Here is a 20,488-nt window from a genome sequence, read left to right as displayed (position 1 = left end):
GGTTCGAATGGCGCTATAAGAGGTTCCTGTTTTACTTAGGAATTGCGACTCTGAGGTCAGTACTCTAGATGATTAAACACCGCGAGCTTTTAAGAACTCTTCGTATGTGCCTTTGAAATCCGAGATCTTGTTGTCTTTGATTTCGAGAATACGTGTCGCGATTGACGATACAAACTGACGGTCATGTGATACGAAAAATAGCGTACCTTTATAGTTTTCTAATGCCAAGTTTAAGGATTCGATAGATTCCATATCCATGTGGTTAGTTGGTTCATCCATCAACAACATGTTCGGCTTATGCATCATAAGTTTACCTAGAAGCATACGACCTTGCTCACCACCAGACAGCACTTTTACTGACTTTTTAATATCATCTTGGCCAAACAACATCCGTCCTAAGAAACTACGTACCACTTGTTCATCATCGCCTTCTTGGCGCCACTGACCCATCCAATCAGTCAGGTTCATGTCTTCTTCAAAATCATGAGCATGGTCTTGGGCGTAGTAACCGATATTGGCATTTTCTGACCATTTAAACTCACCCGTTTTCGGTTCAAGTTCACCGGCTAACGTGTTAAGTAGCGTTGTTTTACCTACACCATTCTCACCGATGATTGCAACACGCTCGCCAACTTCAAAGATAGCGTTAAAGTCAGACCACAATACCTCTTCAAAACCATTAGATAAGTTTTCCACGTTCAAAGCATTTCTGAACAGCTCTTTTTCTTGATCAAAGCGGATAAATGGGTTTTGACGGCTTGACGCTTTCACTTCTTCTAACTGAATCTTATCGATTTGCTTAGCACGAGAAGTTGCTTGCTTCGCTTTCGATGCGTTAGCTGAGAAACGAGAAACAAACGTTTGTAAATCAGCAATTTGAGCTTTCTTCTTAGCGTTATCAGCTAACAGACGTTCACGAGCTTGTGTAGCTGCAAACATGTATTCATCATAGTTACCCGGATAAACACGTAGCTCACCGTAATCCAAATCAGCCATATGTGTACACACGCTGTTTAAGAAGTGACGGTCGTGCGAAATGATAATCATGGTGCAATTACGTTGGTTAAGTACCTGCTCTAGCCAACGAATCGTATCCATATCCAAGTTATTGGTTGGTTCGTCAAGTAGCATGATGTGTGGGTCTGCAAACAGCACTTGCGCCAATAGAACACGCAACTTCCAACCTGGAGCAACTTCACTCATTAATCCAAAGTGTTGTTCTTCAGGAATACCAACCGCAAGTAGCAGTTCTCCTGCTTTTGCTTCCGCCATATAACCATCAAGCTCAGCAAACTGAACTTCAAGGTCCGCAACTTTCATCCCATCTTCTTCGCTCATTTCAGCCAAAGAATAAATACGATCACGTTCTTGCTTGATGGCCCAAAGTTCTTTGTGACCCATAATAACAGTGTCTACAACCGTGAACTCTTCATAGGCGAATTGGTCCTGGTTTAGTTTTGCTACTCGCTCGTTAGGGTCGTAAGAAACGTTACCGCTTGTTGGCTCCAACTCGCCGCTCAAGATTTTCATGAATGTAGACTTACCACAGCCATTCGCGCCGATCAGACCATAACGGTTACCTTCGCCAAACTTGATAGAAATGTTTTCAAACAGTGGTTTAGCACCAAACTGTTGAGTGATATTTGCGGTTGATAGCACAAGCGTTACCTTTGAGATTAAACAAAACTGCGCAACCCTACAGTCTCTTGCCTTCAGATGCAAGTGACAACTGCATTCCCGCCCTATTGATGCGTAGGATTCTGGTGACTAGACGTGCATCTTTTTAGCTGTGAAGCAATATTCTCTATCTTTTTATCGGCTGTCACGTGCAGAGTGTGGCGACGCTAACTACACTAAATTAAGAATTTAAATAGTTACAACTAGTTACGAACAGTGGTGTGCTAATAATGATCAATAAATCTCTCTGGATAGCAGTGTTAACGCTTTGCCTTAGCTTTCCAGCCTCTGCACGATGGGATTACCAAGATGACGATAATCCTGTCCCCTCTGAAGACGCCCAATCACTGGCTACTGAAATCGCTGCGTTACCTGCGAAGTTATTCTTAACGCCTCAAGACAACAATAAGGTAAGACGTCTACTCGCTTATACGTTAGATCAACAAGATCGTGAAATCTTGTCTTACGATGAAGCACTTGCGGTGTTTCGCGATGATGTAACTGACGAACATTGGTTTGACGTTGAAACGCAATATCTCACACTTAACAGTTTGAGCCATAGTAAACAAACTTTGTTAGAACTCGCCTCAGACAAGACATTCGATCAACTCACCGGGTTCGGTCCAGATGGCGTAACTCAGTTTAAACAAGAGTGGCGTATTACCACTCTGAACGCCGAATACTTTATCTTCTTTCAGTTAAGAAGTTTGAAGACCCTGGTGACGGAGATATTTATCTCCCCTGTCCCCGTTATTTGGGTAGGTATCAAGGTATTCTTTATTTATTGCGTTCTAATGTGGTGGCTGACTAATCAAAGGCGATTATTTGATCAACTAAAATCACATGTTGCATCTGTGGTAGGCAAGCCACCGATTTGGGTTCGATTTATCTGGTATCTTGGTCGTGCAAGTATAGCAATTGCTTGGTTGATCGCTATTACCGTCTCTTTACGTGTTCTTAGTAGCATCGAAGCGTTATCTCAACTGTCATATCTAGAGTTATTTACTTGGTGGATACTTGGAGGCTCTATTGCGATCTCCTTTATTTTGGAGTTTGTTCATCGCAATAGCTTCGCGACCAGTAAAGAGATCGTCACACTACGACTTTCCACTGTTAGACGTTACGTTTGGAGCTTTATCGTTGCGGGTCTTGTATTGCAAATAGCGGCTCAAACTCTTGGCAAAGGAACAATTTATTACTGGATATCGAGCTTTTTTTCTTTGTGGTTCGCGTTGATTACCATCACGGTAATCGTAATGTGGAAAGATACTGTTTTTAGTTCGTTAGAGAAGATCTCCGAGAAGCCACTATGGGTGACATGGGCGACAAGTAAAAAAGATATATTTATAGTCGGCCTCATCGCCACCTCACTCGCGACGTTATGGATTGCACTGCATCACCTTAAAAACCGCCTTATTGGGCTCTTATCTCAATATACGGTATTCAATCAGGGACTCACCTACCTATTTAAAATAGAGGTCGCAAAACAAACCGGTAGCAGTGCAGACAGTAACCTAGTTCGAATTAAAGGAGATTCTGCGTTTGATTATGTCCTACCCGGCGATGATTTCAGTCCTTTAGTAGAATATGCCAAAGATGAATTTCAACAACTGTCAAAATACCTGCTCACCAATAGCCCTGCTATATGCGTCATCACTGGCGAACGAGGTGTTGGGGCAACTAGGCTTCTGAAGCAGGTATTGCATAAAGTAAAAAACGCTGAGCCAGTTTATGTAAACTGCCCTCTAGCAGGTTATAACCAGCTATTAATTCACTTTGCTGTAAGCATTGGATTAGAAGAAGACGCAAGCGAAATGAAAATCCTCAGTCATTTGCGTAAAAGCAATACCAATTATCTTATCGCAATTGATAACTGCCAAAGACTCGTAAAGCCCAAGGTGGGCGGACTCAACGATCTCATCCGCTTTACCAATTTACTGCGTCGTTCCAAAAAGAGCCATAGAGCGGTATTTTCCATTGAGAAAGCTAGTTGGCGATTTGTTGATAGAGCCAGAGGTGAGCGTCTGCTTTTCGATTGGGTTGCATTTCTTCCCAAATGGTCAGAAGAGCAAATTGGCGCTTTGTTAGATAGCCGAATTAACCAAGGCCCCGAGCATAAGGTTGGCTTTGAAGGTCTTGTTGTGCCTAAGCAATGGGATAACGATAGTGAGTCTGAAGAAGATCGAGCGAAACAAGGTTTCTACCGTATTTTGTGGCATTACTCCGATGGCAACCCGACGGTTGCTTTGCGTTTCTTTAGGTTCTCACTACGACGAAATAAAGACACCGATGCCGTAGTAGTCCGCCTCTTTCATGCTCCTGAATCCGAAGAACTCGATAAAATGCCAAAACCGATGTTGGCCATACTACGCTCCATCGTTCAACTGGAAGCGGCTTCTCCTGAGGATGTGTCCGACTGTACCCAACTTACTATCTCTGAAGTTATTGGCACATTGCGTTATTTTCAAAGCCGAGGTTACATAGAGTGGAAAGAGGACAAGGCTCGTATTTCCGATCACTGGTTTAGACACATTACTAACGTGTTGGATCGCCAACATTTGCTGGTTAAATAGGAGGTTACATGAAACAGCTTATCTACATCATTGTTTTGTTATTACTGCCTTCTGTCAGCTTTGCCAATGAAGAAGTAGCTTCTGTGGACAGTATTACTCAATTTGCCACCTTGATTCGTTGGTCCGGTGTCGTTCTCAGTGTCATCATCATAATGGCAACTTGGTTGCTGATTAAGTTTATGAACTCCTTGGTGGACAGCATTGGTAGTCAGTTCGTGCAATATCGGATGCTATTGCAAAAGCTACAGTCCTTCTTACAATTCTTCATCTACATGACCGCTGGTATCGTAGTTTTCATGTTAAGCTTTAGAATTAACGACCACATTCTTGCCCTTATAGGTGGTACGCTTGCCGTTTCGGTAGGTTTCGCGATGAAAGACCTTGCAGCCTCCTTTATTGCAGGCCTAACAGTGATGATTGACCGACCTTTCCAAGTAGGTGACCGCGTCACATTCGAAGGTAACTATGGCGACATTTTGACTATAGGGCTGCGTTCTGTGCGTATGAGAACCTTAAATGATGACATCATTACCATTCCAAACAACAAGTTCCTTAATGAGGTGACGGTTAGCGGAAACTACGGTGCACTCGATATGCAAGTTGTGATTCCGTTCTATATTGGAATGAATGAAGATATCGTCTTGGCGAGAAACTTGATTCAAGAAGCGGCCTCCTCTAGTCGTTACATTCACCTGCCTAAACCTGTTACCGTTCTGGTGAAACAGACCATCACTGACAATTATCTAGCGATTCAGTTGACTTGTAAGGCGTATGTTGTTGATACCGCCTACGAGAAACTATTTGAAACTGATATTACTCTGAGAGTTATGGAAGAATTTAAAAAGCATGGTATTAACCCACCACAAATCGCTGTCAGATCAAGCTAACAACGTCCGCACGATCATACTAAGCAAATGAAATTTGTCGTTTAGATAAAAACTGCAAGTTGATGTGCCACAACGACCTATCTACTATTCCGGGCAGTTACGGTAGTAGGCGCGATAACGCTTACTACCTATCTGAAACCTTTGGAGTAATTGTCGTGAACAAATTTCAGAATCTGAATTACGATAAAATGGGTAAAGAACGCATCAAGCGTGAACATGATTTATTAAAGCTTAACTGTGTTAGTGACAGTGAGTTTGAATCAAGAATGGCGGTATGGGACCGCATGGCACTTTCTTCTGCACCACTGGGAGAAGCAAAGAATTTTATTGAAGCGACGTTTAACAAATTGCAAAACGACGTTGTAAACGCAAGCCGTGACTTTCAAGTTAGCTTTAGTGATTTCGAAGCAATGGCAAAAGACGAAATTAACTACATTCGAATCAATGTAGCGGATCAGAAAACACAATTTGTGTGGTATGCCATTATCACTTTAATGGTTGCTGGAACTGTCGCTATCTGTATGTAGCTTCAAGCCACATTAACATCGACCGTTTGCAAAGATATCTCGATATACATCGAGATATCTATTGTGAATAGTTACAAGCACCTCTCATATTACAGAGCGTCAAACTCACGTTTCTTTTCTTCATACCACGCTTTCATTTCCTCAGGATTTTGCATCATCGCCTGAATCTTATTCATTGCATCAAGGTGTGCTGGCTCTTGTTTCTGATACATTTCCATCCCGTGCTGCTTACTTAACTCAGCAATTTGTTCGAATGTTTCTGCTTCAAACACCACATCGCAAGCCCCACCAAGTTGTCTACAAGTCATTGATTTCATTTTGTTCCCTCTTCATATAGACAAAGTGCTCATCCTCTCTAATAGTAGTGAAAGAATGACGTTTATACAGATGATGAACTTTACTTCCTTGTAAGTGGTATAGCGTAAATAGCTTAAATTACTCCCTTGTGATGCAAGAACGTCTAATCTGGGAACCAATCCCTTAGCTTTGGAACTTAAGCAATCATTAGGAACGGCCTTGGTGGTAATACGCTTTATATACTCCACTCATACTTATTACGTTAAGCGCTAACCAGTAAATGATGATCTGCTTTTTGCGGCAAATAGAGTGTAAACTGGCTACCCTCGCCAAGTTTCGACTTCACACGGATCTCACCTCCCGTTTGACTCAGAATACTCTGAGATACAGAAAGACCTAATCCAGTACCATCTCGCTTAGTGGTGAAAAATGGATCGAAAATTCGTTTGATATTGGCATCAGAAATGCCGCAACCTTCGTCGATAACATGAATAAGCGAACCGATGCTTTGCCCTGCTTCTACCCAATCTTCTGTTAAGACGGTTAAACGCCCCTTACCTTGCAAAGCATGAATGGCATTCATTTGTAGGTTGACTAGTATTTGCAGGAGTTGATGTCTATTCACTTCAACTGGCGTTTTCGCATTAAGGTCTACGATGAATTCCACGTCGCGTTTCTTCGCTCCAGTTCTTACCAAAGTGACGCTTTCATCCACAATTGGATTCACGTGCTGCCATGTTACTTCATCTTGCACACCACCTTGGCGACTGTATTGCAGTAGACTTCGAGTAATGTTTCGAATACGGTCGATTTGCGCCAATATGACATCAATTTCTTCTTCAACGCGAGATACATCGGATCCCAATTCGAAGCGCATAAGCTCAACATTACCCAGAATAACTGCCGTTGGGTTGTTAATCTCATGGGCAATGCCCGCAGTTAGCTCCCCCAAAGCGGCCAGCTTTTCATTGGTAACCAGTTTATTTCGAGTTTGGTTTAACAGCTTGATATGTAACTCAAGTTGCTCCGTTTTCTCTTTTAGGCTAGCGGTACGAGAATGCACTTTACCTTCAAGTTCATGGGCTGCTTCTTGAATCTGCTCATTACGGAATTGTAGTTGATTAAGCATGTTGTCAAACTGCTTAGCGAGTTGACTTAGTTCGTGTTTATCATCCAGCCCCAACTCACCAATGCGTTCTTCATCTTTGCCTAACTGAACCATTTTCACCACACGGTGGATCTGTTCTATGGGTCTAAATAGATCGCGAGCACCACGATAAACAATAAAGCCCGAAACCAATAGCAAGCCAATGATGATGACGCTTACCTCACCAATATTAGTGATATAAGTTTTAATCAATGGCCAAACTAGATATCCAGTGTAAGCAATTCCCACAATGTTATTATCGATATCACGAATAGGCTTATAACCAGCGATGTACCACGTGTCGTAAACGTACGCTTTATCTATCCAACTCTCTCCCTTTATTAACACTGCATTGCTAACCTCTTGGGACACTAAGGTACCAAGTGCTCGTCTACCCGTGTATGACTCATCCATCGGTACATTAGTCGCGATTCGTAAGTCGTCCAAGAACAAGGTCACCGTCCCTTGTATATGACGTTCAAGATTGCTCACTGGATAAATAGTGTCACGAATTCGATCCACCAACGCCAAGTTGTTGTTCATCAGCACGCCACCATCCAAATAGCCTAACAGGTGACTGTTGTCGTCAAACACAGCGATGATAGAACGGCTCACCAAAGAGCGCTCCTCAAGCACGTGATTTTCTTGCTGCCAAACTTCTGAGTGTTCCGCCAGTGACGGTTCCATTTCAAAAGCAGCAGATCTCGACAACACATCAAAGAAAGAGCGTTGCTGTGCCATTTTTCGGTATTCTGACTGACTAATTTTGTTGGCCGGCATCCAACGCAAGAAGTCCAGTTGATAACGCTCGCGTTGGGACCTCACCCATACATCAAATTCGTTATTGGTTTGAATATGATTCAAGCGAGTCCGAAATTCATACGATTCAGAGAAGGCTTGGATGTGGTCGAATTGTTCATCTTGCAAGCTATCGATTTTGTCGCCAACGATGCTCAGGCGCTCAGATACGTCGATCAGCGCACTCTGCCATGTATAGTGAATAGACCAGTATGCCGTTATACCAAATAGTGCGATTAGAGTGAGGAAAATAGGCGCTGACGTTAAAAACAATAGGCGGTATCGAACCATTGATTTGGTTCTGTAGCGCCATTTGCTCCATAGGCGCATCAATTTATTCATCTACGCAGCCTTCGTCCCACTCTTTGTACTTACGCTCCAACGTCTTTCGTGCTACACCTAGATCTCGCGATGCTGCCGATTTATTGCCGGAATGTGCTTCTACCACTTGTTGAATATGAGATTTTTCGACATCTTTTAGAGACCATGAATTAGGATAGCCAAACTGACCATCTTGAATCGTCGAATTCGCGGGCATCGTGGTCAAATCGTTGACAGACATGGTGATAGAAGTGTTAACCGGTGCTCCTTTTAACTCATTAAAGTAGTGAGCTGGCGGTTTATTGAGAAGAATGCAGCGCTCTAACAAGTTCTTAAGTTCACGCACATTACCCGGCCAATCGTAATCTTGCATAGAGTGCATATCTTCATGAGCCCATTTGGGTTCTGGAACACCTAGCTCTTTGGCAAGTGACCGAGTAAAGAAAGGTACCAAATCTGATAAGTCAGCAAGGCGTTCTCTTAACGCTGGCACTTCTATTTTTAAAACATTTAAACGGTAGTAAAGATCTTGTCTAAACTTCCCTTGATCGACCTCTTCTTGTAGGTTGCGATTAGTTGCGGCAACGACTCGAACATCAATACTGATCTCTTTTTCTGTGCCCACAGGTCTAACCGTTCTCTGCTCTAATACACGCAGTAACGATGCTTGCATAGCCAGAGGCATTTCACCTATTTCATCTAGGAATAATGTTCCCCCGCTGGCTACTCGGAAAAGTCCTTCTCGATTCTTTTTAGCACCTGTAAAAGCACCTGCGGCGTGACCAAACAATTCACTTTCTAATAGCTCTGGAGCTAATGCACCACAATTTATGGCAACAAATGGCCCCTGGCGTTTACTGGCTGTATGAATACCTCTCGCAACTAACTCCTTACCCGTACCCGACTCACCTTCTATCAACACTGACGCTCTAGATGGCGCAAATTGACCAATGAGCTGTTTTAAGTTCTTCGTCTTTTCAGAAAGGCCGATAATTTCTTTACTAACACGTCGGCTTATGTCATGACTCAAAGCGACATTAATTCTTTCAGCCAGTCGCTTATCCATACAGCGTTTAACGGCTTGCAGCATTTGATCCAGGTTGAAGGGCTTTAGGATGAAATCAGACGCTCCTAATTTTAACGCACTGATCGCGACCTCCAAGTCGGCGTAACCAGTCATAAATATCACGTCGGCTTTACGATCTAAGTCGTTAAACGCTTCTTCCCACTCAATCCCAGACCTACCAGGTAAGTTGATATCCAAAATGATAAGGTCATAGTGATGGTTGATCCTAAGCTGTTCGGCTTCTTCAACACTTCCTGCAGTGTCTACTTGTCCAAACCCTTTACTCAATGCTTTTTTAAGAATGGCTTGCATGCCGACTTCATCATCAACGACCAGTACAGAGAATGCGAGATATGGTGACGTCAATTGGTTGGTAATTTCAGAGGTTTGAAAAAAAGTCATAAATATTTGTATTCGTTCCTATTTGAGACAGAGTGTACCAATCTGCTACAAAACATCATGGGTTAAATTGCGACATTTTGTCCCAGCTCAAACTAATTGTAGTTTAACTGCGAGAAATATTAGCAAAATGTCGCACTTTGCCGCTTTTTTTCTAAGGAAATTATGGCATTGTCTTTGCTTATGGGTACCACGCGTATAGAAACAGGTACCATAAACATAACGAAGGGTATCTAGTGCATGAATCGTGCTGGTGGCGTTGTTCTTCACCAAACTATCATGCGTTTACGTAGATTAATGATAAAAATAACCAAAATGGACAATACTATGACATTCTCAAGATTAATGGTTTCTGCTGTGTCTCTAGCAGCACTATCTGCAACGGCTTATGCAGATAATACAGATACCGACCAATCTCGCATCCGCCTCGCAACTACAACCAGTACCTATCATTCAGGTCTTCTAGACTACCTGCTCCCAGAATTTACTACTGATACTGGCTATCAAGTTGATATTATCGCAGCTGGTACAGGTAAATCTCTAAAAATGGGAGAAAATGGAGATGTTGATGTTGTGATGACACACGCTCCAAAAGCGGAACAGAACTTTGTCGATGCTGGCTATGGCATAGAACCACGTAGCGTCATGTATAACGATTTCGTTATCGTAGGACCAGAGAAAGACAGCGCTGACGTTCATGATCAGAAAACCATAGAAGAAGTGTTTTCCCACATCGCTAAAACTAACGCCATTTTTATCTCTCGAGGTGATGACTCTGGTACTCACAAAAAAGAACTGCAAATCTGGAAACAAACCAAGATTGAACCTAACTTCGGCGGCTATCGTTCGGTAGGTCAAGGTATGGGGCCAACACTTAATATGGCTTCAGAAATGCAAGGCTACACAATGACAGACAGAGGGACGTGGCTTGCCTATCAAGCTAAGCTAGACCTTGAAATCTTATTCCAAGGCGACAAGCAACTCTTCAACCCGTACCAAGTCATTATTGTAAACCCTGAACGTTACCCTACCCTTAATACCAAAGGCGCTCGCGTACTGAGTGATTGGTTGGTATCAGATAAGGGACAATCTATGATCAATAGCTATCGTAAAATGGGCGAACAATTGTTTGTCGCTGATGCGAAGAAAACGAACAGTTAATGAGCATCACGGAAACCACTATGGAGGCGTTAAGCCTCCTATTTAGCCTCGATAAAGACCTATGGCGTATCGTAGCCGTCTCGTTCAGCGTATCTATATCAGCTGTATCACTGGTTGTTTTGCCCGCTATTATTGCCTCATATCTTCTGGCCTACAGCAATTTCCCCGGCAAGTGGTTTCTGCTCTCATTGGTGAACACCATGCAAGCGATTCCCACCGTTGTGATTGGCTTGCTTTTATATATGCTGCTATCACGTTCGGGACCTTTAGGTGACTGGGAAATGCTGTTTACTCAACGAGCCATGATTGTGGGTCAAATACTGATCTGTTTTCCAGTTTTGGTGTCAATGATGCATGGCGCGTTACAAAGCACCGACCGAAGAGCAATGGAAACCTCTGTAACACTAGGTGTATCTCGTTTTAGAACACTTATGACACTCATTTGGGAGTCGCGTTTTCCGTTAATGGCTGCTGTGATTGCAGGTTTTTCTCGAATCGTAACTGAAGTGGGCTGCTCAATGATGGTTGGTGGCAATATCATGGGCCTTACCAGAAATATCCCTACCGCCATTGCTATGGAAAGTCACAAAGGAGCTTTCGCACAAGGTGTCGCCTTAGGAATCGTCTTGTTGGTGTTGGCATTAGTGCTCAACTTTATGCTGTCATCAATGCGAGGTAAAGGCGTTCTAAGAACTTAACTTGCTCAACGTTTTTTGTTTCAAACACTATAATTAATTCAAGACTCTGCTTGAGGGACAATAATGACAATACAGCTTAAGGCAAAGCAGGTTTCCATGCGGTTCAAAGACCGTGTCTTATTCCATATACCATCGTTAACGATCGGACCAAACGAAGCCGTCTACTTAAAAGGCGATAATGGCGTTGGTAAGACTACACTACTGAAGATATTGGCTGGCTTATTAAAACCTACGTCAGGTGAGGTGTTTCCTAGTTGCCAAAGTATAATGTCGCGCTTGTTTGGTGGTTCTGGTCGCAAAGACGTTATCTATCTTCACCAATCCCCTTACCTTTTCGACGGCTCGGTCTATCAAAATGTCGCGTATGGCATTAAGCATAAGAGACTTGAAGCCCATGATAAGCGCGCAGAAGTAATTGCGGCGTTGCGATTAGTCGGGCTTGAAACGCTCGCTGACGAGCATGTATCAGTGTTATCTGGTGGTGAAAAACAGCGAGTCGCTATGGCTCGCGCTTGGGTTCTGAAACCTTCTATTTTGTTAATGGACGAACCAAGCGCTTCACTTGACCAAGAGTCAATAGAACGTTTGGTTTTCATGGCTGAGGATCTGTTAAAGCACGGTTCTAGTATTGTAGTTACGAGTCATCAATCCAATGCGTTAACTAAATTGTGTCGAAAACAATGGTGGATAAAAGATTGCACCTTGATAGAATCTCCACTGCTACAAATTATTGATAAAAAACAAACCGATCAAGAGAGTGATTATGTTGCATCCAACTCAGACTAGTTGGGTTATCCTCGCCGGAGGCCAAGCGTCTCGTATGGGCGGAAATGACAAGGGCTTAGTAGAATTTAATGGTAAGCCCTTAATCGAGTATGTTTTACAACGGCTCACCACACAAACTTCATCCATTACCATTAACGCCAACCGCAATGTAGACCAATATGGTCAATATGCTCCCGTTATTAGCGATACGTATAAAGATTATCCGGGACCTCTTGGTGGAATGCACGCTGGCTTAGCCGCTTCGTCAACTGACTGGGTTGGCTTTGTCCCATGTGATAGTCCGTTTATTGATGAACATATTGTTGAACGTTTTTGTCATGCTATCGAAGACTCGACCGATATTTTAGTGGCACATGATGGCGATTTTCATCAGCCTGTTTTCACCATGTTTCACAAGCGCGTTCTACCCAAATTGGAAGCATTTTTAGAGCGTGGCGATAGAAAAATCATTTTGTTATACCAAGAGTGCAATACCAAGTATGTTGATTTTTCAGATAATCCCGATTGTTTTGTTAATCTAAATACACCAGAAGAACTGTCGAAACTATCAGCAACCATTGAGCATTCACAGAAGAGCCATCTATGACCATCAAATCCATTAATAATGTCCCGCTTCTGGGTTTCGCTGCTTATAGCGGTACCGGTAAAACAACGTTATTGGAAGCCTTACTTCCAAAATTAACCGCTACCGGACTAAGAATTGGTGTGTTAAAGCATGCGCATCATAACTTCGATGTAGATAAACCTGGGAAAGATAGCTATCGCCTACGTAAAGCCGGCGCTAGCCAAATGTTGATCTCTTCTCGTTACAGACATGCGTTGATGACGGAAACTCCAGAGGCCGAATCAAACTTTGAATACTTGTTGACGCGCTTTGATCATCAAGCGCTGGATTTGATTTTAGTTGAAGGTTGCAAGAACATCGCTTTCCCTAAGATTGAGCTCAACCGTAAAGAAGTGGGCAAACCTTGGCTACACCCAAGTGATGAGAATATTATTGCTATCGCTAGTGATAGTGAGTTGGATGTGTCCCTACCGACAATGAGCATCAATGATTTAGACGCCATCACAAGGTTCATCCTAAATTATGTTAGCCCAGATACCTCTAGCCCTAAGAAAGAAGCAGCGTGCTGCGATACGCTATCACCCGCTTTCTTATCAGTGAAACAAGGCCAAGAGCAAATTCTTAACGCCGTAAATGCTTTGTCTGCATCTGAAACTATCCCACTAACCAATGCTTATGGCCGCACGCTAGCAGAGAATATTTCGTCTCCTATTAATGTGCCAGCGTTTACCAACTCAGCAATGGACGGTTATGCCATCATTGGTGCCGATGCTGGACTAAAACAATTCAATGTCGTCGCGAGTGTGATGGCAGGTTATGGCTACGACCAAGAACTTCGCTCTGGTGAGTCAGTACAAATCATGACTGGAGCACCAATGCCAGCTGGCGCTGATACCGTTATAATGCGTGAACAGGCTAACGTTGATGGCGATAGAGTGAGCTTTGGTGATGCCGGTATTAAAACCGGACAGAATGTTCGTCAAGCTGGAGAAGATCTTGCGATCAACCAATCGGTATTTGATACCGGCACATTATTGCAGGCACCTGAGATGGGCATGATCGCCTCACTTGGACTAGATAGCGTAAAAGTGAATCGTAGCCTAAAAGTCGCGGTATTTTCTACAGGTGATGAAGTTCAAGCCCCTGGAACGCCTCTGCGTGCTCACTCTATTTATGATTCTAATCGTTTTACCATCATGGCGATGTTGCAGAAATTAGGTTGTGAAATTATAGATCTTGGCATTCTTGAAGATGATGAGTCCGTTATGGAGAATGCGATCACTGAAGCGAGTCGCAGCGCGGATTTGGTTATTACCTCAGGTGGTGTCTCTGTCGGTGATGCTGACTTTATTAAGAACGTTCTTGAAAAGCACGGTAACGTTGATTTTTGGCGTATTAATATGCGCCCGGGACGCCCTCTCGCTTTTGGTGACATTAATGGAACACCCTTCTTTGGACTTCCTGGAAATCCAGTCGCCGTAATGGTGTCGTTTATTAACTTTGTTGAACCCGCGATTAAGAAGATGCAAGGTGTTGGACAGTTTGTACCACACAAAGCCGTCGCCATTGCCTCTGAGCCACTGCGCTCTCGTCAGGGAAGAACAGAGTTTAGCCGAGGATTCTACGAGCTTGATGAAGAATCAGGACAATTAATGGTTCGCACGACGGGGAAACAAGGCTCGGGTATTCTACGTTCGATGAGTGAAGCAAACTGCCTAATAGAGATTGCACCACATATCGATACAGTAAAAGCAGGCGAAAGCGTGACAATTATCCCGCTACAAGGCAGAATCTAGCGCTAAATTATCAGCAGGTAAAAAATCATGGCTCGTACCATCATTTACGAATACAAGAATGAAGAGAAAACACTGACGTTTTCTTACCAACAGCATCGCAATATTCATGAGGCTGTCGCTGAAGCAGAGGGCATCGACCTTTCTGATTTCTTAAGAATGGAACAGCAAATCGAAGCCGTTTCGGATACCAAGGCTGTTCGCAATTATCGCGATAATCATTTTAAGAAATTGGGCTTTGGAAAAGTAACTCTCATGCCTAAAGAGAACTTCGGAGTCGGCAAAAAGCCGATATAGTTACTGAATTCGATAACCAGGACACCGAGTCGATTGACTCGGTGTTTTTTTATTCACCCGACCAGAAACCAAACGTTTACCATATAAAAATTTTATTGTTGAGTGGAACTAATGGCATGAAATGGTAACTAACTCTATCAGCAGAGTCGTAATATTCATTACAACAAAAACAGCGATAGAGCGAATATGATTAAGGTAATTTCTTTAGTAGCAACTTTGATGATTTTAGGTGGGTGCGCCTCGTACAACGAGTTTGCGAGCGAAACTCAACTATACAACCACAATCTAGAAGCTCGTAATTACTGCAAGCAAATAAGTGACTCCAAAGCATACTATCAGTGTTTCGATAAATTTCTATTGAAGTCCCCTACCGTCACACTAAATCAATTCTATACCGCGCAACGTTCATTGGAAAAAGCTAAGAACTCATCGGCGGCTCTTCAACCAACAGTTTAATACCGAGAATGATCAGTACTGCACCGGTCGCACCTTCCATCCAACGAACAAAATTTCCATTGTTAAGAAGTGATTTAGCGGAATTAAGCATGCCCGATAGTCCACATTGCCACACCATAGCGATAACAAAGTGAATCGCGGCCATTAACAATGATTGCAAAAATGGCGAGTATTCTGGGTTAATAAACTGAGGTAAAAACGCTAAGTAGAAAACAGCAGTTTTAGGGTTCAACACATTAGACAAGAATCCTTCTCTTAGAGAACGCGAAGCTGCTATGGTATTTATCTTATCTTGCTCTAGCTTTATGGTCTGATTTGATTTTAATGCTCGTAAACTTGAGATACCCAACCAAATTAGATAGGCAGCGCCCAACGTCTTTACAAACGCAAACAATTCCGCTGACTGCGTAAGTATCACCGATATACCCAGAGCTGAGAATGTTGCGTGAACAAATAGCCCCAAGCAGATGCCAAAACTGGTTATTGCACCATCATTGAAGCCGCCTCTAGAGGTGTTACGAATCACCAGCGCCGTATCTAGTCCCGGCGTTAGTGTAAGAATAGTAATAGCAATAAGGAAGGCTTCAAGGTTAAGAATATGCATAACGTCCACTGTCATCTTTCTAAAACATCAGAGTTCGAATTCTGAGGTAACTCCAATTAAAAATCCATGGTTAATTTGGATTTCCTCTCCAGATTTTATCGGCCACTTTCCGTAACTCCTTGTTAGTGTTAAGTTAGGACAATCGTTCACGCAAAAGGTCATAAGACATGGAAAACTACAACAAACTGGTTGAACACTATAAAACAATTTCTAATTTCAGCCATTTATCCGCTATATGTGGTTGGGATGCAGCGGCAATGATGCCATCTGGAGGCAACCAAGCTCGCTCAGAAGCGATGGCTCAACTGTCACTTCATATCCATCAACTATCGACCGCGCCGCAGCTAGCAGAATGGTTCGAACAAGCTCAGAGTGATGAACTCGACCCTTCACAACGAGCCAGCTTAGGGGAAATGAAACGACAATGGCAGCTTACCACTGTCGTTCCAGAAGAATTAGTGAAAGCAAAGTCTCTTGCTGGATCCAAGTGCGAACACGCTTGGCGTACACAGCGTGGTGACAATGATTGGGATGGCTTTTGTAAAAACTTCGAAGAGGTAGTGAAACTATCGCAAGAAGAGGCCCAAATTAGAGCGGAACAATCAGGCTTAACTCCTTATGATGCGATGCTGGATATCTATGAACCGGGGGTAAACTCACAGCAACTCGATTCAATCTTTGGTGACTTGGTATCTTGGTTGCCAGAATTAACTCAACAGGTCATTGAAAAGCAAAAAACAGAGTCGGTTTATACCACTGAAGAGTCATACAGTACCAAAGATCAAAATGCGCTTGGATTGGAAGTGATGAAACTTCTTCAGTTCGACTTTGACCATGGTCGTCTGGATATCAGTTCGCATCCTTTCTGTGGTGGTGTGCCTCAAGATGTCAGGATCACAACACGCTACGATGAATCTGACTTTGTTCAATCTTTAATGGGAATTGTCCATGAAACCGGTCATGCTCGTTATGAGCAAGGCTTACCAAAACAGTGGGCAGGACTACCAGTTGGCCAAGCACGTTCAATGGGTATTCATGAGTCTCAATCTTTGTTCTTCGAAATGCAACTAGGCAGAAGCCAACCTTTTATCGCCAACTTAGCGCCACTGGCTCAAAAACACTTCTCAACTAATGACGCGAAAGTATTCGAAGCAAACAATCTACAGAAAATCTATACCCGAGTGCAACCAGGGTATATTCGCGTTGATGCGGATGAGCTTACTTACCCTGCCCATGTCATTCTTCGTTATGAGATCGAACGAGATTTGATGAATAGTAAGATCTCATATAAGGATATTCCTGAACTGTGGAATCTGAAGATGCAGCAGTACCTCGGTCTTTCCACACAAGGTAACTTTAAAGACGGTTGCATGCAGGACATTCACTGGACAGATGGTGCCTTTGGTTATTTCCCTTCTTACACTTTAGGGGCAATGTATGCAGCGCAGTTTATGGCGGCGATGAGAAAAGAGGTGGATGTGGACAACGCAATCTCTTCATTAGAATTGGCTCCGATCTTTGATTGGTTAAGTGACAATATTTGGAGTCAGGCAAGTACGCTTGCTACTGGAGAGTTGGTTAAACAAGCGACCGGCTCAGAACTTAACGCTCAATTCTTTAGAACACATTTAGAAAAACGTTACTTATAGTTTCGGTCATGACTCGCGAAGTTAGACGACTTGGCGAGTCAACACTTTCCAGTCTGTGGCGCAAAGTGATAAGTAATTCAACGGTAACCGTTTTAACATTGCCTATTAATAGTTAGTCAATAAAGGCAATAGAAATGAAACTGTCCACACTATCGGTATTATTAATACCGAGCTTGTTCATCGCTACAAGTGTGCAAGCGAACTCCTCAGAAGGTCCTAAGCTAATTTACTCCGCACACATTGATAAAACGTGTGGTGTACAAGTTGACAGCGAGGCGACCGGCACCTTAGGTTTTGGAAACCAAGTTCCTGAAGATGGTGCAACGTTTAAAGTTATTTCTAATCATAATGAAAATCATATGAACCCAAAGCTCCAAGTCACTCACTTCGAGGCTGACGATGACAAAATTACAGCACAAAATACTACGTTGGAAATTGATGGGACTGCACACAAAGTAGAAGACTTACAGAACGCTCCTGTCGAAGTTCAAGTCGGTGAGAACACAGCTCACGGTTACACAAGTGTTGGAGAATTTGAGTTTGAGGAAAATGGAGATAAAACGGCAACGGTAACCTATACCATTACCTGTACGCATGACATTGTGAAGGCTCAAGGTTAAATATCGACACAACATATAATGATTCGGGGGAGACCTATTCTATCCCCCGCCATTACTTCTGCTGAAAATTATCTTTTTGAGTCGTATTCAATCACTGAAATAACCGCGCCACATGGATCCTCTATCACCGCTATCTTACCGACACGCTCAATAGTCGTCACTGGAACCAATACTAAACCGCCGACTAATTCTGTTTTGTTCACAATAGCTTCAACTTCGTCAACGGTTACGTAGGTGCGCCAATGTGCTCGAATATCCTTATCATCGACAGTAAGTATGCCAGCAAAAGGTTCCGTAGCGTTATCACTTGTAACCAGTGCGTAGCGACTACCATTTCGACCCGCTACCTCTTTTAACTTCCAACCAAGCATTGATTCATAGAACCGGCATGCTTGTTCATAATCCGGGGTTATCAATTCTGACCAACTAAATAATCCATGGTCTTCAAACGGTTTATCCACTTACATACCTTCCACTTTTGACAGCCATTTCTCTCTCTTTACTAGGCAAATATCCATGATTAAACGAGCAATTTCCTCTGAACTTTGGTCTGGGTTTTGCTCATGCAGTGCTCTCCAAGCGACGTCGATAGCGCAGTTAATAACATCGCACGCTTCACCTACAACACCATCACTTCCACCTTTTTCAGTAGGAGTGATGCCATCTTTAATCTGTAGTTCTATTGATAGCTCGCCGACTTCTTCTACAAGTTTTTGTAAAAAGAACGGATAGGTTCTGTGTGGTTTTTCGGTGCCAAGTTCCTCGGATACTTTAACGAGTTGTTCAAACATTCAGTTTTCCCCTATTCAATCGCCTTAGCACCTTAAAGATGGGAGTATTCTTAGTCGTTTTTAACATCATTAAAAAAGCGACCAATTGAGTCGCTTTTATCAAAACCATGATGGTAGATTTATCGGATTTATTGATTATTAATTGCGGGCTGCACGCTTTGTGTAATATCTTCAAATTCAAACTTTCCATCATCTAACGCTTTCTTAATCTCGCTTTTTGCAGAAAAATCTAACGCAGCAAGATCCACTTTCTTAATTCGGCTGTCGTTCATCGTTTTGTAGTACAGAACGCCATTGGTTTGGTCAACCACTGAAGTCCACTGAGTCGCGCTTGGTAGATCTGGGATATGCTCTCGATATTGTGGGCCAAACTCAGAGCCAATTGGAATATCGAAGTTATTCAATATATGAAAGGCTTGAGAAACTGCCTGTGCCGAGGTTTTGAGTTCAGGTGCAGTGGTTACATAAAATGCCGCTCGTACGAACCTAGAAGGCGGCGTAATGTCTCCAGGTAAGCCTAAGAACCCTGAACCGATACCGAATGATTTTGCCTCGACCTTTCCAAACTGCCGAGGAGCACTGGTTCCAGGTTGTAAGTGCAGGTAGTTGTTTAAGTTGGTCACCTGCCAAGGAAACGTTGGAGAGTTAGTCAGAACGCCTACTTCATTTTCGTAAATATGCACCTCTCCTTGGTTCATAATTTCAATCACAACACTTCGACCTGTTTTGTCCGTTACACGCCAATGCCCTGTTGGTGAAGGCTGTCCTTTAGCATCTAGATATACTGGCACTATATCTATAGATTTCATCGCGGTTATTACTTCATCGACAGTTTTAAATTGCGACAACATCCAACGTACAAAATCCATATCGGTAATGCTTTTCTGTCTTGCTTCCTCATTGTACGGTTTTAGCGAACCGTACCCTTTGAAATAGAATAGTCCGGCACTCAACCCAGCCTCATTAACTCCTTCCCCAATAAACCGGTCATCACTTACTGATATACCAACAAAACCTAGACGACTACCCCAACTGAATCCTTGTTTATGATCGGGCATAATCGACGTGAACTGGTGCTTTCTCGGAGAGATGATCAGTTTACTATTTAGATTACTCTCACCCCATTCAATAGTGCGAGCTTGTATGAAGTCGTTTCCGACCGTAGAAAGAGAAATGCCAGTACAAGCACTAGCAGGTACGATAACGCTAGCTGAAAGCACTATCGCAATTAACGTTTTTCTGAACATTTCAAACAACCTAAAAGTAAGGCTACACATTGTAGTGCTATGAGTGTAGACCTAGTTCTCTTAGTTGAAAATGGAAATTGCAATACGATGAAAAGAATTATCTTTTCAGTTACTTAATTGATATTTTAA

The 20,488-nt window shown here is 42.9% G+C and carries 19 protein-coding genes; 11 read left to right on the top strand and 8 right to left on the bottom strand.

Features of this window, described 5'->3' with window-relative positions; translation table 11 throughout:
* Nucleotides 1-72: 72 nt before the first annotated feature.
* Nucleotides 73-1,659 carry an ABC-F family ATPase gene (locus OH456_RS24810; RefSeq protein ID WP_038230565.1) on the bottom strand — a complete coding sequence of 529 codons (1,587 nt, stop codon included), beginning with the start codon at nt 1,657-1,659 and terminating at the stop codon, nt 73-75.
* Nucleotides 1,660-1,907: 248 nt separating this feature from the next.
* Between OH456_RS24810 and OH456_RS24805 the strand changes: the two genes are divergently transcribed.
* The 3 genes from OH456_RS24805 (at nt 1,908) to OH456_RS24795 (ending at nt 5,664) form a co-directional block, all read left to right on the top strand.
* Entirely contained in the window at nt 1,908-4,250 is a 2,343-nt protein-coding gene (locus tag OH456_RS24805) for an ATP-binding protein (protein ID WP_270034410.1), read from the top strand.
* 8 nt (nt 4,251-4,258) lie between these two features.
* Complete coding sequence (locus OH456_RS24800) at nt 4,259-5,137, top strand: mechanosensitive ion channel family protein (protein WP_062460461.1); 879 nt, start codon at nt 4,259-4,261, stop codon at nt 5,135-5,137.
* A gap of 188 nt (nt 5,138-5,325) precedes the next feature.
* Nucleotides 5,326-5,664, top strand: coding sequence for a hypothetical protein (locus OH456_RS24795; RefSeq protein WP_038222382.1), 339 nt, complete (start codon nt 5,326-5,328; stop codon nt 5,662-5,664).
* Between the two features lie 89 nt (nt 5,665-5,753).
* Here the strand turns inward: OH456_RS24795 and OH456_RS24790 are convergent, their stop codons facing one another.
* The 3 genes from OH456_RS24790 to OH456_RS24780 all read right to left on the bottom strand — a co-directional run bounded on the left by OH456_RS24790 (nt 5,754) and on the right by OH456_RS24780 (nt 9,695).
* Nucleotides 5,754-5,981 carry a hypothetical protein gene (locus OH456_RS24790; protein WP_006071484.1) on the bottom strand — a complete coding sequence of 76 codons (228 nt, stop codon included), beginning with the start codon at nt 5,979-5,981 and terminating at the stop codon, nt 5,754-5,756.
* A gap of 242 nt (nt 5,982-6,223) precedes the next feature.
* Nucleotides 6,224-8,248, bottom strand: a complete 2,025-nt coding sequence (locus OH456_RS24785; protein ID WP_270034409.1) for a sensor histidine kinase — start codon at nt 8,246-8,248, stop codon at nt 6,224-6,226.
* Nucleotides 8,241-9,695 carry a sigma-54-dependent transcriptional regulator gene (locus OH456_RS24780; RefSeq protein WP_239941546.1) on the bottom strand — a complete coding sequence of 485 codons (1,455 nt, stop codon included), beginning with the start codon at nt 9,693-9,695 and terminating at the stop codon, nt 8,241-8,243. The genes OH456_RS24785 and OH456_RS24780 overlap by 8 nt, the downstream gene beginning before the upstream one ends.
* Nucleotides 9,696-10,019: 324 nt before the next feature.
* Here OH456_RS24780 and OH456_RS24775 point away from each other — a divergent pair, with 324 nt between their 5' ends.
* From OH456_RS24775 to OH456_RS24750, 6 genes are all read left to right on the top strand, one after another.
* Entirely contained in the window at nt 10,020-10,853 is an 834-nt protein-coding gene (locus tag OH456_RS24775; protein WP_252039063.1) for a substrate-binding domain-containing protein, read from the top strand.
* Nucleotides 10,853-11,551, top strand: coding sequence for an ABC transporter permease (locus tag OH456_RS24770; protein ID WP_006071480.1), 699 nt, complete (start codon nt 10,853-10,855; stop codon nt 11,549-11,551). The genes OH456_RS24775 and OH456_RS24770 overlap by 1 nt, the downstream gene beginning before the upstream one ends.
* A gap of 63 nt (nt 11,552-11,614) precedes the next feature.
* Entirely contained in the window at nt 11,615-12,337 is a 723-nt protein-coding gene (locus OH456_RS24765) for an energy-coupling factor ABC transporter ATP-binding protein (RefSeq protein WP_031494333.1), read from the top strand.
* Nucleotides 12,315-12,923, top strand: coding sequence for a molybdenum cofactor guanylyltransferase MobA (gene mobA, locus OH456_RS24760; protein WP_270034408.1), 609 nt, complete (start codon nt 12,315-12,317; stop codon nt 12,921-12,923). The genes OH456_RS24765 and mobA overlap by 23 nt, the downstream gene beginning before the upstream one ends.
* A 2-nt stretch (nt 12,924-12,925) precedes the next feature.
* On the top strand, nt 12,926-14,698 hold the full coding sequence (locus OH456_RS24755) for a bifunctional molybdopterin-guanine dinucleotide biosynthesis adaptor protein MobB/molybdopterin molybdotransferase MoeA (RefSeq protein ID WP_270034412.1): 1,773 nt from the start codon (nt 12,926-12,928) through the stop codon (nt 14,696-14,698).
* A 27-nt stretch (nt 14,699-14,725) separates the two neighbouring features.
* Nucleotides 14,726-14,992 carry a DUF2960 family protein gene (locus OH456_RS24750; protein WP_270034407.1) on the top strand — a complete coding sequence of 89 codons (267 nt, stop codon included), beginning with the start codon at nt 14,726-14,728 and terminating at the stop codon, nt 14,990-14,992.
* A gap of 418 nt (nt 14,993-15,410) precedes the next feature.
* Here the strand turns inward: OH456_RS24750 and OH456_RS24745 are convergent, their stop codons facing one another.
* A complete protein-coding gene (locus tag OH456_RS24745; protein WP_270034406.1) occupies nt 15,411-16,052 on the bottom strand; it encodes a LysE family translocator in 642 nt (213 codons plus the stop codon).
* A 167-nt stretch (nt 16,053-16,219) separates the two neighbouring features.
* Between OH456_RS24745 and OH456_RS24740 the strand changes: the two genes are divergently transcribed.
* The gene (locus OH456_RS24740; RefSeq protein ID WP_270034404.1) at nt 16,220-17,701 is read left to right on the top strand and encodes a carboxypeptidase M32; all 1,482 of its coding nucleotides are present in this window, start codon (nt 16,220-16,222) and stop codon (nt 17,699-17,701) included.
* A gap of 134 nt (nt 17,702-17,835) precedes the next feature.
* Nucleotides 17,836-18,321 carry a hypothetical protein gene (locus OH456_RS24735; RefSeq protein WP_006071439.1) on the top strand — a complete coding sequence of 162 codons (486 nt, stop codon included), beginning with the start codon at nt 17,836-17,838 and terminating at the stop codon, nt 18,319-18,321.
* A gap of 68 nt (nt 18,322-18,389) precedes the next feature.
* Here the strand turns inward: OH456_RS24735 and OH456_RS24730 are convergent, their stop codons facing one another.
* The 3 genes from OH456_RS24730 to OH456_RS24720 all read right to left on the bottom strand — a co-directional run bounded on the left by OH456_RS24730 (nt 18,390) and on the right by OH456_RS24720 (nt 20,359).
* Nucleotides 18,390-18,782 carry a VOC family protein gene (locus OH456_RS24730; protein ID WP_270034403.1) on the bottom strand — a complete coding sequence of 131 codons (393 nt, stop codon included), beginning with the start codon at nt 18,780-18,782 and terminating at the stop codon, nt 18,390-18,392.
* Entirely contained in the window at nt 18,783-19,112 is a 330-nt protein-coding gene (locus OH456_RS24725) for a hypothetical protein (protein WP_268667074.1), read from the bottom strand.
* A gap of 128 nt (nt 19,113-19,240) precedes the next feature.
* Entirely contained in the window at nt 19,241-20,359 is a 1,119-nt protein-coding gene (locus tag OH456_RS24720) for a linear amide C-N hydrolase (protein WP_062460490.1), read from the bottom strand.
* Nucleotides 20,360-20,488: the final 129 nt, after the last annotated feature.

It is taken from the genome of Vibrio sp. La 4.2.2, assembly GCF_027586995.1.
GTDB classification, from domain to species: domain Bacteria; phylum Pseudomonadota; class Gammaproteobacteria; order Enterobacterales; family Vibrionaceae; genus Vibrio; species Vibrio mediterranei.
Note: the sequence above shows the minus strand (reverse complement) of the source record. Positions and strands in the feature narration are given on the sequence as shown.